The 14,974-nt window shown below is 75.0% G+C and carries 5 protein-coding genes; all 5 read right to left on the bottom strand.

The window, feature by feature from the left end; all coding sequences use genetic code 11:
- Positions 1–140: 140 nt before the first annotated feature.
- Positions 141–1,523 (bottom strand): glycosyltransferase, encoded by a 1,383-nt coding sequence (locus NBX02_RS06260; protein WP_250286141.1) that lies wholly within the window; start codon positions 1,521–1,523, stop codon positions 141–143.
- Entirely contained in the window at positions 1,520–2,455 is a 936-nt protein-coding gene (locus NBX02_RS06255; RefSeq protein ID WP_250286140.1) for an alpha/beta fold hydrolase, read from the bottom strand. The genes NBX02_RS06260 and NBX02_RS06255 overlap by 4 nt, the downstream gene beginning before the upstream one ends.
- 2 nt (positions 2,456–2,457) lie before the next feature.
- On the bottom strand, positions 2,458–2,946 hold the full coding sequence (locus NBX02_RS06250) for a phosphopantetheine-binding protein (protein ID WP_445548295.1): 489 nt from the start codon (positions 2,944–2,946) through the stop codon (positions 2,458–2,460).
- Positions 2,943–9,032 carry a type I polyketide synthase gene (locus tag NBX02_RS06245; RefSeq protein ID WP_250290404.1) on the bottom strand — a complete coding sequence of 2,030 codons (6,090 nt, stop codon included), beginning with the start codon at positions 9,030–9,032 and terminating at the stop codon, positions 2,943–2,945. The genes NBX02_RS06250 and NBX02_RS06245 overlap by 4 nt, the downstream gene beginning before the upstream one ends.
- A partial coding sequence (locus tag NBX02_RS06240; RefSeq protein WP_445548294.1) for an SDR family NAD(P)-dependent oxidoreductase occupies positions 9,019–14,974 on the bottom strand: 5,956 nt, incomplete at its 5' end. The genes NBX02_RS06245 and NBX02_RS06240, both read right to left, overlap by 14 nt.

Raw genomic sequence — 14,974 nt, 5'->3', positions numbered from 1 at the left:
GGAAATACCTAAAGAGTGCGGAAGAAAGCTTGTTGAAGGAACATGAAAAGCGTCGCCCGGCGGCCGTGTTCCGAATTCTTTGTTCCGGGTGCGGTTCGCCGGATGCGGTTCGCCGGACGGCGTCGGCACCGGGCCGACGGTCAGGTCATCGCGAGCAGCCGGTCCGCGGCGGCGACGGCGCCCCCGGCGGCGGCGAAGTCGTCGCGCAGCCGCCGCGCGGCGGTACGGAAGGACGGCTCGTCCAGCACCGAGACGATCGACTCGCGCAGCGCGGGCGCGCTCACCCGGCCGAACCTGACCCGCAGGCCCGCGCCGGTGCGCACGACCTGCTCCCCGATGACGGGCTGGTCGTCCCGGACCGGCGCCACGACCAGCGGGACACCGTGCGCCAGCGCCTCGCACACCGTGTTGTTCCCGCCGTGCGACACCACCGCGGACAGCCGCGGCATGAGATCGAGCTGCGGGACGTGCGGCAGCACAAGAATGTGTTCCTCAGCACCGCTGCCGGGGGAAACGCCGGCAAGAACGCGGCCGGTCGAAACGCCGTGAGCCGAGACGGCATCGGCTGAGACGGCATCGGCCGGAACAACGTCGGCCGGAACGGCATCGACTGGAACAGCGTCGGCCACAGCGCCGTCGGCCACAGCGCCGTCGGCCACAGCGCCGTCGGCCACAGCGGCGGCACCGGGCGCGGGATTCGGCCCGGAGTGGCCGAGGATGCCGGGCGGCGCCACGACTATCGCCTGCAGCCGGTGCCCGAGCGGCCGGAGCGCGTCGACCGCGACCCGCAGGAACCGGTCGCCGGCCTCGCGGGTCACCGTCCCCAGCGAGACCAGCACATGTTCACGCTCGGCATCCAGCCATTCCCACGGGAAGGCCGCCGCCGGCCGCCGGCCGAGCGGTATGCCGACGAAACCGTAGTGGCCGGGAAAGCCGCCCGTGCGCAGCATCCGGGGTACCGAGCACACCAGGGTCAGGTACTCGGAAAAGCGCAGGTCGCCAGCGCACGCCTCGTCCTCGGACACACCCTGGGAGCGCTGGAAGTCACGTAACGTGTCACGGACCCAGCGTCCGGCCCCGGGCAGGAGCTCGTACGGATCGTCCAGTTCGGCGGGCGTGGCGGCAAGGGTCGCCCACGGCAGGCCCCGGCGGCGGGCGACGAGCGCGGCCCCGACCGCCTGCTGGTCGACGACCAGCAGGTCCGGGGCGAACCGGTCGACCTTCGCGTCGACCTCGTCGACCATCGACGCGGCCAGTGGGATGAGGAAGTCCTCCCAGAGGAACTTCAGGGCCGCCGCGCCCCGCAGCCGCCTGGACTTCTCCTCGACGGCGGCCCGGGCGGGGCCGGTGAACGCCCCGGCGAGTGGCAGCAGGGCGAGCCCGGGGGCCAGCAGCGGCCCGACCACCTCCGGGTGGCCCGCGACGGCGACCTCGTGACCGCGGCCGGCCAGTTCGGCGGCGATCCCGACCGCCGGGTTGACATGCCCGGCCAGCGGCGGGACGACGAACAGGAAACGGCTCACCCCGCCACCCCGGTACCGACGCTCTCCCCCGGGCCGGCGGAGGCGCTGGCGGGACGGTTGAGATCCGGGGGCGGGACCATCCGGGTCACCCAGTCGGGGGTCTCGAACCGCTGCCCGGCGGTGCCGGGGTGGGCCGGCGGCGGGCTGCCGGGCTCGAACAGCCACCATCTGAGCAGGATGCGCAGGTAGTCGGTGGCCTCCCGCAGTACCGCGTGGGTGTGGTGCGCCAGGACGATCAGGGTGCAGTCCGGGACGAGCCGGGCGAGCCCTCCGGCGTGGTCTGCGATGTCGGAGTTCGCCCCGTAGACCGCCAGCACGGGGACGTCCAGGCGGGCCAGCCGCCGCGGGGAGAACGGCTCGGTGGCGAGCATGTCCGTGGCGATCGAGGTCTCCCGCAGCAGGGCCTGGGCGCCGCGGGCGATCCGGCTGACCGCCCGCCCGGCGGAGCGCTCCAGCCACCGCTCGACCTCGGCGTCGTCGAGCCCGGCCGACACCTGCGCCAGCGACCGGGCCATCCGCGCGCCAAGGCCCTCGACGAGGAAAGGCGGTTCGATCAGGGTGAGGCTCGCCACCCGCCCGGGGTGTTCCAGGGCGTAGGACAGGGCCATCGTCGCCCCGTAGCTGTTGCCCACCAGGTGGACGGGACGGTCGACGCCGAGCGCGTCGAGCAGCCCCGACAGGTCCGCCATGGCGTCCGCCAGGGCGTAGCCGTCCGGTGTCCGTTCGCTGCGGCCGTGGCCGCGCAGGTCGTAGCAGATCACGTCGGCGCCGGCGTGGGCGAGGCTGGTCCCGAGCGAGAAGTAGAGGCTGGACATGTTGTCCATGACCATGCCGTGCACCATGACGACGACCGGCGCCCCGGGCCCCGGGCCGCCCCTGGGCGACAGCCGCTGGACGTGCAGGCGGACGCCGTTGGCGAGGACCTCGGCCATCGCTACGCCCAGGACCGGGACGACTGGGCCGGCTGGGCCGACTGGGATGACTGGGGTGACTGGGACGGCTGGGCTGGCTGGGGTGACGTCAGGCAGTCGGCGATGAAGGAGACGACCTCGCCGACCCGCATGTTGATCACTTCGTCGACGGTCCGGTCCGCGAGGAAGCCGACGAAGTCGACCGTGTCGCCGTAACGCTGGCGCATCCGGTCGGCGAGGGCGACGAACTCGATGCTCTCCAGCTCCAGGTCGGTGTCGAACGACGTCGACAGGCCGATCTCGCGATCGATCACGTACTCGTCGCCGATGACGTCGTGCAGCATCGCCACGACGTCACGCAGGATCCGCTCCTCGACCGCGGCCCGCTCGGTGCCCGGCCCCGCTTCGCCGGATATGGCGGGGCCGGATATGGCGGGGCCGGATGCGGCAGGGCCGGATGCGGCAGGGCCGCCGGTCGTCGGATGTCCGGTTGTCAGAGGCTTGGCCGTCATGTCCGCGCTCCTTCGTTCTCCCGTGCCGCCTGTTCGACCTCGGGCGAGGTCCACGCCACAACGTAACGATCAACAGCAGAGCCGTCGACGGAGTAACGATCAACGGCAGGGCCGTCGACGGAGTGACGACCAGCGGCGTCGCCCGCGGCGGGACGGCGGCCGCCCAACGGATGGCCGTGGTCGTCCAGGGGCTCGCCGAGCGCGTTGATCGACTGGTGCGCGACCCAGCGGGCGCGCGGCGGCTCCTGGTCGTCCGTCCGCAGCCGGAGATGGCCAGGCGTGATCCCCTCGACGACGAACCGTCGTGGCCGGCTCGCCTGGCCGGTGTCGTCGGCCCTGGCCGCGGCCTGCCTGGCGGCCCGGAACCTGGCCAGCCACAGGGCCCGCAGGCCGGCGTCGGCTCCGCCCAGCTCGGCGAGCAGTGCACGCTCGGCGTCCGTGAGCGCCTCCGTCCCCGTCCCCGCCGCTGCCGCTGTCTCCGCCCCTGCCGCTGCCTCCGCCGCTGCCGCTGCCGCTGTCTCCGCCGCTGCCGCTGTCCCTGGCGTAAGCGGCGTCACCCGTTCGATGTCGATGCCAACCGCGCCATCGGGATGCACGACCGCCACCGCGAGGAACGCCGTGTGCGCCACGGCGGCCCGCGGGGGTGTGGCCGGCACGCCGTCACGTACCGGCAGCCGGTCGATCACCGGGCGTCCGGAGCCCTCGTCCGACACGCCGATCTCGATGCCCCACACGTCGGTGGCGCCGTTGTCCCACAGCCAGTGGCGGACGGCGTCCTTCACGGCGATCCGTCCGAGCAGCCACTCCCGCGCGGCCCTGGGATGCTTCGCCGCCAGGACGGCGCGCTCGTCGGTGTCGAGGTGGTAGCGCGTGACGAGCTCGCGGGAGGCGGTGTCCGCCCAGTGCTCCCGGGCGAGCACCCAGCCGCCGGCGGCCCGTTCGGCGACGGCGTTGCGCGCCGGCCGCAGCAGCATCGCCCACATCAGCTCGTCCTGGGAGAACCGGCGGTCGGTCCAGCCCTCGACACGCGCCCACACCGTGCCGTCCGCGGCGCGTAGCTCCAGATCGGCGGTGATGGCGCTGTCCCGGACATCCCGTATCCACACCGTGCAGGTCAGCCGCTCCCCCACGGCCGGGTGCGGGCCGAAGAAGCGCACGCCGCGCAGGGCCGAGGGCAGCAGCAGCCAGTCCGCGGCGAGATGCTCCCGCGGCCAGTAGCCGAACAGCTGGCCCGCGGCGTCGAGCAGCGCACCGGGCGCGCTCGTCACGACGAGCTCCCCCTGGACGCCCCCGGGGGAGACCGGCCCGGCCGTGACCAGCCCCTGGTAGCCGGGGCCGTGGAACAGCCGTCCGGCACGGTAGATCGACGGCCCGTCCACCAGCGTGTCGTCACACGGCTCGGGCAGGGGCTCCGCCGACGGCGCCGGCCCCGGCGGGAAGGCGTCGGCGAGGATGACCGTGCCGTGCGCGTACCCGTCGATGCTCACCCGCACCGCGCTCGTGCCCGCTCCCGGCGGGCCCTGCCCGGCCGCGGCCGGCAGGACGGTCGTGGTGATGGTCACCTCGACCGCCGGCTCGATCGCCAGCCAGCGCAGGGCCCGGACGTCGGTGACGCCGACGACGACACGGCCGGGCACGGCCGCCCGCGCCTGGCCGATCATCATCTCCAGCACGGTGGTCATCGGGATCACCGGGAACCTGTCGGCGAGGTGCGGCCACCCCGGCGGCTGCCGGTAGAAACAGTGATCGATGATGTACGGCATCGTCTCGATCGACAGCGTGCGCCGCGTCCGCCGGACGTCCCGCCCGCCCGGCGCTACCGCCGGCCCCGCCGCCCCGGCCGACGACCCGGTCGGCACAGACGGCACAGACGGCACAGACGGCACAGACGGATGTCCGCCATGCCCGGTACGGGCGCCGGCGACCAGGCCGGCGGATGGCTTCTGGACGACGGCCGCCACCCGCGCACTGGCACCGGACGCGCCGCTCCTGACAGCGGACGCGGCAGCGCCAGCGGCGGACGCGGTGGCTGTCCATCGTGCCAGCACGGCTGAGATCATCGCGTTGGTCTCGGTGACCAGCGCGTCGAACTCGGCGAGCACCGGATGGCCGGTGACAGCGTGTCCACCGGCTGGATGCGCGCTGACAGCCCGGTCCCGTCTTTCCCGCGCTGTCAGCGGCCGGCGCTCGCGGGCCGTCGCGGGAGGGGCCGGACGGGCGGGCAGCCCGGCAGCCGACGGTTCCCGCTCCGGCTCCACCGGAGCCGACGCCGAGAGTGGATCCGGCCCCGGATCCGGGAGTAGGGCCGCATTCGAGCGCAGGGCCGGTTCCGAAGGCGGAGTCGGCTCCGCGGCCAGGGCCGAATCCGTGATCAGGGCCGAATCCGCGGCCAGGGCCGAGTCCGTGACCAGGGCCGAGTCCGTGACCAGGGCCGAGTCCATGATCAGGGCCGAATCCGTGATCAGGGCCGAATCCGCGGCCAGGGGCGAGTCCGCGTCCGGAGCGAGGACTGGTTCCGGGACCGAGCTCAGGTCCGTTACCAGGGGCGAATCCGAGGCAGGAGGCAGCTCCGGATTCGGGTCCTGATTCTGGTTCGGAGCCGGGTTCGGGTTCGACGCCGGATCCAGGGACGGATCCGGGGACGGGAGCAGCTCCCTGTCCGGCTTCGGAGCCGCGTCCGAATCCCGCTCCGGGTATTCCGGGTCCTGCTCCCGGTATGAGGCCTGCTCCCGGTATGAGGCCGGGATCAGGGCTGGCTCCGGGAAGGATGCCGTGGGCAGCAGCGATGCGGCCCGCTCACCGAGGCGGACCAGGGGGGCACCCAGGTTGAGCAGCATCGGCTGGCCGTGGTGCGTCCGCTGGGGCGGCCGCTGCCCGTCGTCGACCGCTTCTTCCGGACCGTCACAAGTGGCCGACGGTGACAACGACCGCAACGGGGATGGCGGGGACAGCGGCGATGGCGACGGTGACGGCCGCTGAGGCCCGGGGATCGGGAGCGGAATCGTGGCCGACGGGTTCGTGGCCGACAGCCGGTCCATCCGGGGCGCGGCGCCCTCGACCCAGAACGCGGCGACCACCCGTCGCAGCTGGTCCATGCCTGAGCGTTTCGGGGTGTTCGTGACGACCGTCAGGTGCTCCCGGCCCGGCAGCGTGTCCTGGACGAAGCCGGCGATGCTGCCCACCCCGACCTGGACGAAGACCCGCACGCCCTCGGCGTACAGCCGCTCGACGAGCTGGCGGAACCGGACCGGCTCCAGCAGATGGCGCACCGCCAGCTCCCGGATCCCGTTCTGGTCGTCGGGGTAGGGCGCGACCGTCGTCGCCGACCACACCGGCACCGTCGGCGTACGGATCGGGATGCTGGCCACGTCGGCCCGGACCTTCGCCAGGAACGGGGAGAGGAACGGGGAGTGGAAACCGGAGCGGAACGGCAGGATCCGGCCCAGCACGCCCTGGCCCCGCAGCCGTTGCAGGGCGCTCTCGACGCTGCGCTCCTCCCCGCAGATGATCGACTGATGCGGGCAGTTGTCGTGCGAGACCACGACGTCCGGGAGGTCCGCGATGGTGGCGGCGGCCGTGTCCGCGCCGCACCCGAGCGCGCCGAAGGCCACCCCCGGCACCTCCAGGGAGTACGGCTCGAACGAGGCGATGAACCTGTCCACGTCCTCGGCGTCGATCATCCCAGCGGAGATCATGGCGTTCCACTCGCCGATGCTGTGGCCGCCGACGAGGTCGGGGAAGATCTCCAGCCGGCGCAGCGCCGCATCGAGTATGCGGCCCACCTCGACGCTGGCGACACCGTGCTCCCCGAGCGCCTCGCCCCCGCCGCCCGTCCCGACGCCGCTCGTCCCGACGCCGCTCGTCCCGACGCCGGCCGGGCTGGGGCCGGCCGGGCCGGGGCTCCCGGGGTGGACGTACCGCGGGCGGGTGAGCGCGAAGTGCGCGCTGACGTCGTCCACCCGAGGGTGGAAGTTGTCCTCCAGGCCGCAGAACAGGAATGCCGTCCGGTCCGGCGTGGTGGTGGCGCCGAGCAGCGGTGAACCGGTGAACCACAGGTCGTTGCGGCCACGCCAGGGCCGGCCGCGCTCGACAACCGTGCGGGCGAGCGCCAGCCGGCGCCGGTCCGGCGCGACGATCGCGAGCCGGACCGGCCCGCCCTCGGGTGGGGCGCCGCTGTCGTCCCGCGCCAGCAGGTCCTGGTCGGGGATGGCGAGCGCGCGGGCGATCTCCGCCGGGCTCGAGCCGGCGAACAGCAGCACCCGCTCGCCGCCAGGCCGCGCGTCCGGGCGGCTGGACGGCCCGGTGGCAGTGGCCACTGCCGTGGCCACTGCCGGGACCAGGACCGGAAGCGGGATGGTGGCCGGGAGCAGGCCCGTGCCCGCGGGGGCGGCCGCCGCCATGAACGCGGCCGGCGGCATGAACGCGGCCGGGCCTGGCGGGGGGAGCGGTGCCGGGACCGGGAGCATGACCGGGACCGGCACCGGGATCGTGGCCGGGAAGGCCAGCGACGGCGCGTTCGACGGTGACGGCGCCTCCTCGACGACCACGTGCGCGTTGATCCCGCCGAAGCCGAACGCGTTCACCCCGGCCCGCCGCGGCACACCGCCGTCGGCGTCCCAGGCCTCGGCCTCGGTTATCGGCCGCAGCCGGGTGCCCGCGAACGCCGGATGCGGCTGCTCACAGTGCAGAGATGGTGGCAGCACGCGATGGTGCAGCGCCAGCGCGGCCTTGATCAGCCCAGCGGCGCCCGCCGCCGGCATGGTATGCCCGATCATGGACTTGACGGAGCCGACAGCGATCGGCCACGCCCCTCCATAGCCTCCTCCGTAGGACCTCCCATAGGCCCCTGTGCCAGTCCCCGCGCCGGCGCCGAAGACCTGCTGGAGGGTGGCCAGTTCGGCCGCGTCCCCGGCGGGGGTCGCCGTCCCGTGCGCCTCGACGAGGCCGAGCGCGCCGGGTGCCCTCGGGTCCAGCCCGGCGTCGGCCCAGGCCCGCTCGACGGCGAGCACCTGCCCGTCGGACGCCGGCGCCAGCAGGGTCGACGTCCGCCCGTCGCTCGCCGAGCCGCAGCCGCGGATCACCGCGTATATCCGGTCACCGGCGCGTTCGGCGTCGGCCAGCCGTCTGAGGACGACCATGCCGACCCCCTCGCCGATGAGGATGCCGTCGGCCCGCCGGTCGAAGGGGCGGATCCGCGAGCTCGGCGACAACGCCCGCAGCAGCGAGAAGACGCTCCAGAACGTCACCTCCTGCGCCAGGTGCACACCACCGACGATCATGGTGTCGGCCCGGCCGGCGACGAGCTCGCGCACGGCCGTCTCGACGGCGATCAGGGACGACGCGCAGGCCGCGTCCAGCGTGTAGGCCGGGCCGCGCAGGTCGAGCCGGTTGGCGATACGGGACGCGGCCAGGTTGGGCACCAGCCCGATCGCGGCCTCGGGGCGCCGCGGGCCGAGCGTTTCGGCGAACGCGGCGCGCACCCCGGCCAGCTGCTCGGCCGTGAGCGTCGGGACAAGCTCGGACAGGCTGGCGACCAGCTGTGCGGAGACCTTGATCCGCTGGTCCAGCCGGGCCATCCCGGAGGCGAAGTAGCCGCCGCGGCCGAGTACCACCCCGGTCCGCGCCCGGTCACCGAGCGCGTCCGTGCCACCGGCGTCCGCGATCGCCTCGGCCGCCACCCGCAGGGCCATGAGCTGGTCGGGCTCGGCCCAGTCCACGGCCAGCGGCATGATCCCGAACTGGGTCGGGTCGAAGGTCGCGAACTCCTCGATGAACCCGCCGCGCCGGCAGCGGATCCGTTCCCCGGCCGCCGCGGGACCGTCGTCGGCGGCGGAGTCCGGGGCGAGGCCGGGCGGGGCGTCGGGATCGGGTGCGCGGCCGGCGTCCGGGCCGGGATCCGGATGGAAGAACTCCGGGTCGAAACGTCGCGGCGGGATGTCCCGGATGGCGTCCACGCCGGTGCGGATGTTGCGCCAGTAGGTGTCGAGGTCACCGGCGCCCGGGAACACCGCGGCCATCCCGACGATCGCGATGCCCGCACCCGGGTTCGACGGCCCGCCGGGCCCGCCCGCCCTAGATCCCGGCATCGAAGGCGTCCAGGGAGCCGGAGAAGTAGACCACCTGCGGGTCGTCCACGTCGGCGGCCAGCTCGCGCAGGACCGCGGCGACCCCGGCGTCCGGGTCGATCAGCTCGATACCCCGCCGGGCGTAGGCGCGTGCCAGCTCCGCCGAGACCATTCCCCCGGCGGGGCCGGGCGATGCCCACGGGCCCCAGTCCAGGGACACGACACGGCCGCGCAGCCGCCTCGCCCAGGCGTGGGCGCAGGTGTCGAGCGCGTCGTTGGCGGCGGCGTAGTCGACCTGCCCCCGGTTGCCGAACACCCCGGACACGCTGCCGAAGAGCACCAGGAAACCGATGTCGGGCCGCAGCGCGTCGACCAGCGTCCGGGCGGCGTCGACCTTGGTCGAGAACACCCGCTCGAACGAGCGCGCCGTCTTCTCCCGCAGCGGTTTGTCCTCGCGGACGCCGGCGCCGTGGACCACCCCGTCAAGCCGTCCGCGGTCGGCGTAGATCGTTTCGACGACCGCGCGCAGCGCGTCCGGGTCCCGTACGTCGACGGCGTGGTAGCGGACGAAGGACGCGCTCGCGCGCAGGGCCGCGACGGTGGCCCGCACCTCCCGCTCGGCGAGCAGCTGGGCGGCACGGGCCTCGATCTCGACCGGCCGGCGCAGGCCGGTGGCGATCAGGGCGCGGCGCAGTTCCGGCGCGTCCGCCGCGCCGGCCGTCGCCGGATCCTCGGCGGCGGTCGGCAGCGGCGTCCGGCCGATCAGCTCGATCCCGCAGCCGGTGGCCCGGGCGAGCCCGAGGGCGGCCCTGGCGGTGATCCCGCGCGCGCCGCCGGTGAGCAGGACGACCGAGTCCGGGCCGAGCTCCCCCAGCGCGCCGGAGGCCTGGGCCGACGGGACGGCGGCGACGTCGTCGTGCCACCGCCAGCCCCACGACGGCCCGGCGGCCGGGAGCGTCAAGGCCACCAGGCTCACCGGGCCCACCGGAGCCACCGGGCCCACCGGGACGGTCGAGGGCGAACCGGCGCCGGGGAGCTCGGCCGGCACCACCTGAAGCGTCGACCGGACGCCGTGCCGGTAGCCGGTCACCGGCGGGGCGCCCGGGGTGAGGAACTCCGTGAGCAGGTAGCCGGCGAGCCGGGTCGGCGCCTCCTTCGGGTCGAGGTCCACCGCGCGGATCACCACGTCCGGCGCCTCCCGGGCGAGCGTGCGCGTGAAACCGGCCATCCCCACGCTCGGGCCGGGCTCGTCGCCCACCCCGCGGCCGAAGCTGCCCCCACCGCCGGTCGCGACGACCAGGCGCCGGGTGCCGCCGGCGACCGCGGCCCTGATCGGGACGAACGCGGCGGGCAGGGCCGGTGGCGCGTCCCGGTCCACGGACGACACCCACCAGACGCCGTCCGCGCCGGCACCGCCGGCAAGCTGATCGGCGAGCGAGGCGTCGTCCACGGAGAACATCCGCACGGACGCGCCCTGCTGCTCCAGCAGGGTCGTCAGCGCCAGGCCGATGCCCAGGCCGCCCTCGACCACGGCGAACCGGCTGCCGGCCAGCGGCCCCGGCCCGGGGCGGGCACCGGCCGCGGCAAGGTCAAGCAGGTCGGAGAGGGTGCCCGGCGACGGCAGCGCGACGACCTCGACGACGAAGCGCCGCAACGCGGCCGCCGGGCCCGCGGAATCCCCCGGGCCCGGCGGGCCCGCGAAACGTTCATCGGGCCAGCCGCCGGCCTGCCGCGACACGGCTGCCGGGGCCGCCGGCCCGCTCCCGGCCTCCACGACGCTCACGGCCTCCACGAGGATCCCGCCGCCCGGGATCGCCGTGGGGCCCGGAATCGCCGTGGGATCCGGGACGGGTGCGAGCCCCGGGACGGGTGCCGGAGCCACGGCGTTCCCCGGGCCTACGGGAGGGTCCGCGTCCGCGGCGGGGTCTGTGTGTGCCGCGAGGCCCGCGTCCGCGGCGGGATACGTGTTCGTCGCAAGGTGGGTGTCCGTGGCGGGGCTGGCAGGCGGGCGGGTGACGATCCAGTCGACGATCCCGCGAATGGTCCGGATGGCCACGAGCTCCTCGACGACATCGTCGGCCAGGCCGCCCCCGGCAGCGCCAAGATCCATCGTCGCGCCGCCTTCGGCAGGGCCGGCCTCTCCGCCTCCGGAGATGCCGAGGCCGAGCTGTTCCGCCAGCGTGCCCAGGACCTCCGTCCGTTTGATCGAATCGATGCCCAGGTCGGCTTCGAGGTCCAGGTCCGCCGCCAGCATCTCGGCCGGATAGCCCGTCGCGGACACGATCACCTCCACCACCGCGCCCAGCACCGCGTCCGGCTCCCGGGACACCGGCCGCGCGCCGGCCACCACGGCCGAGGCGCCGTGGTGGCCGGCGGGCCGGCCGGGTGACCGGGGCTGATCCACCGAGATGGGCAGCGGCACGGCATGACCAGCCGGTGTCAGCGACGGAAGCTGTTCCCCGGCCGTCGGAAACGGACCGTGGTCGTACAGCTCCGATGGCGGGATGTGGCCGAGCGCGCCCGACGGCAGGGCGGCCTCCGCGCCCGCGAGCGCGGCCGGGGGGAGCGCCGACGCGCGGTCGGCGGCGGCCAGGTAGCTCAGGATGACCTCGCGCTGCGCGGCGACCAGCTCACGGGTCGTCCGCAGGAACTCGATCACGGCGGCGTCGGCGTTCCCCACCGACGGTGGGACGATCACCGTCGGCAGCTCCGTCGCCCCGGGGGACGCGGCCCACGACGGCGCTTCGGGGGCCGGCAGGCGGGACAGCTCGTCCGCCGGGACCAGCCCGCCGGGCAGGTGACGGCCGTCGGACGTCCGCACCAGGTGGCCGTCGACGAGCCAGCCGGGCCGGCGCGGGCAGTTCGCGGCCGAGACCACCTGGGCGTCACGCCCGGTGAACAGGGGCGCGGTGTCCACGGCGGCCCCGGCGGCCGCCAGCTCCGCCAGCGCGAGCAGGAGCCGGCGCAGCCCGTGTTCGCCGGGGACGTCCGTGGCGACGGCCGTGTGCGGCCGGCCGTGCAGGATCCGGCTGACGAGCCCGGTGAGGACCCGGCCCGGCCCGGCCTCCACGAAGATCCGTACGCCGGCGGCGTACATCGCCTCGATCTGTTCGACGAAGCGGACGGGCTGGGCGACCTGGCCGGCGAGGGTCCGCCGGACCGCGTCGGCGGTGTCCGGGTACGGCAGCGCGGTCGTGTTGGACCAGACCGGCCGTGACGGCGGGGCGATCGCGACCCTGTCCAGGTCGGCGGCGAACGTCCCGGCCGCGGCCGCGACCACCGGGCTGTGGAACGCGCACGCCACCGGGATCCGTCTGGCGGTGAGCCCTTCGGCCGCCAGCACCCGCACCGCGGCCTCCACCGCGGGGGTCGGACCGGAGATCACGGCCTGTTCCGGCGCGTTGTGGTTGGCGATCACGACATCGCCCGGGCCCGCCGGGCCGCCGGCCGGGCCCGCCGCGGCCGCCTCCAGCACCTCCCGCACCCGACGCGCCGGGGCGGCCACCGCCGCCATCGTGCCGGGGTCAGCCAGGCCGGGGTCAGCCAGGCCAGGATCAGCCGTGACGGGATCGATGCCGCCACTAGCGATAGCGGATCCGCCACTAGCGATAGCGAGGCCGCTGCTGGCGGTAGCGGGGCCGGTGCCGGCGGTATGGCCGGCGAGGGCGCCGGTTGCGAGAGCGCCGGGGGGATCAGCGGGAGCGGCGGTTACGGAGACCGCGGCGAAGGCGCCGGCGGCGCCCAGGATGGCGTCCGCTCTGGCTTCGCTGAGCGGCAGCAGATCGTCGATGTCGACGGCCCCGGCCGCACACAGGGCGACCAGCTCACCGTAGCTGTGGCCACCGAGGTGGTCGGGGCGCACGCCGAGGCCGGTGAGGATCTCGTGCATGGCGAGGCCGGCGATCCCGAGAACCGGCTGCGCCGTCCGGGTGTCGGTGATCGCGGCCTGCTGGGCGTCGGTGTCCGCCCGGCTGAACGCGGCCGGCGGGAACATCGCAGGCACCCACTTCTCCCCGCGTTCGAGCAGGTGCCGCAGCCGCGGGAAGGCCACGAACAGCTCCGCCAGCATCCCGGGCCGCTGGCTGCCCTGCCCCGGGAACAGGAAGGCGGTCTTCCCTTCCGCCGCCTCTCCTTCCGTTTCTCCTGTCCCGGCCGGCGTGGCGCGGCCGGTCCTGGCCCGGCCCGGCCTCCCCTGAGCGCCGCCGGCGACGAAGATCCCGGCCTTCGGGTCGTGGGTGAACGCACGGGCCCGTCTCACCAGGTCGGCGAGCTCGTCCAGGCTGGTCGCGACGAACGCCACCCGCACCGCCCCGCCGCGCTTGACCGCCACCGTCGCGGCCAGGTCGCGCAGCTTCCAGGGCCGCCCGGCGCCGTCGTTGACGCGGATCAGCTCGGTGAGCCGGTCCAGGGTGCGGCCGGCGGCCGCCTGGTCGGTGCCGCGGATGACGAACAGCTCGGCGGGCCAGGCGTCCAGCCCGTGGGTGGGTTCGGGGGCACCGTCGTAGGCGGAGAGCACCACGTGGAAGTTGGTCCCGCCGAAGCCGAACGCGGACACCCCGGCGTGCCGCCGCGACGCCGGCACCGCCCACGGCCGGGCGGCGGTGTCGAAGAAGAACGGGCTGGTCGCGGCGTCCCAGGACGGGTTCGGCCGGGTGATGTTGGACGTCGGGGGGCGCACCCCGGCCGCCAGCGCCCGCACTGTCTTGATCAGACCGGCCAGCCCGGCGGCGCACTTGGTGTGCCCGATCTGGGATTTCACCGAGCCGACGGCGCAGCCGCCCCGCCGCGCGCCGTGGCCGGCGAACACCTCGGTGAGGCTGGCGAGCTCCGTGCTGTCGCCGACGACCGTGCCGGTGGCGTGCGCCTCGACCAGGCCGACGTCGGCCGGGGAGATCCCGGCGCGCGCGTACGCCCGTTCCATCGCCAGCACCTGCCCGGCCCGGCTCGGCGCGGTCATGCCCAGCGCCCGGCCGTCGCTCGACCCGGCCACCGCTCTGATCACCGCGTGGACGCGGTCGCCGTCGCGTTCGGCGTCGGCGAGCCGCTTGAGGACGACGACGGCCACCCCCTCCCCCAGGCAGATGCCGTCGGCGGCCGCGTCGAAGCTGCGGGACCGGCCGGTCGGTGACAGAGCGTGGACGGATGCGAACAGCATGAAGTCGTGGATGCTGTTGTGCGTGTCCACGCCGCCGCAGAGCACCAGGTCCGAGGTGCCGCCGCCCAGCTCCTTGCAGGCGGCGTCCAGCGCCGCCAGCGAGGACGCGCATGCCGCGTCGACCGTGTAGTTCACACCACCGAGATCGAAACGGTTGGCGACCCGCCCGGCGATGACGTTCGCGAGCATTCCGGGGAAGGAGTCCTCGTCCAGTGTCGGCAGGCGTACGTCCAGGGCGGGCGGGACCGGCCCGAAGAAGGCCGGGTAGGCCGAGCGGAAACCATGGGCGGCGGCGAGATCCGCGCCGGACTCGGCGCCGAAGACCACCGACGTGCGCGACCGGTCGAACGGCCGGTTGTCGTAGCCGGCGTCACGCAGGGCCCGCGCGGTCACCTCGAGGGCGAGCAGCTGCCCGGGCTCTATGCTGCTCAGCGACTTCGGCGGGATGCCGAAGCGCAGCGCGTCGAACGGGACCGGCGGGAGGAACCCGCCCCACCTGGACGGCACCCGCCCGCCGCCCCGCCCGTGATCCGGGCCGGGGGCCTGCCCGCCGGAGGCCTGCCCGCCGGGGGCATCCTGGCCGGGAGCCCGGCCGGGGGCGTGGTAGAGATCCGCGTCCCAGCGGCCGCGCGGCACCTCGGTGACCGCGTCGACGCCCCCGACCACGTTGGCCCAGTACTCGGCGGTGTCGGCGGCGCCCGGGAACACGCAGGCCATGCCGACGACGGCCACGTCCAGCGGCCGGGCGGCCTCGCGGCGGCGGCCGCGCCCCCGTGCCCTGGCTCCCGCCCGCGCCCGGGTGCCCGCC

The sequence above is a fragment of the Protofrankia sp. CiP1_Cm_nod1 genome, assembly GCF_920888515.1.
In the GTDB taxonomy this organism is placed as follows: Bacteria; Actinomycetota; Actinomycetes; order Frankiales; family Frankiaceae; genus Protofrankia.
The sequence above is the reverse complement of the archived record's forward strand: the minus strand, read 5'-3'. Positions and strand labels throughout refer to the sequence as shown.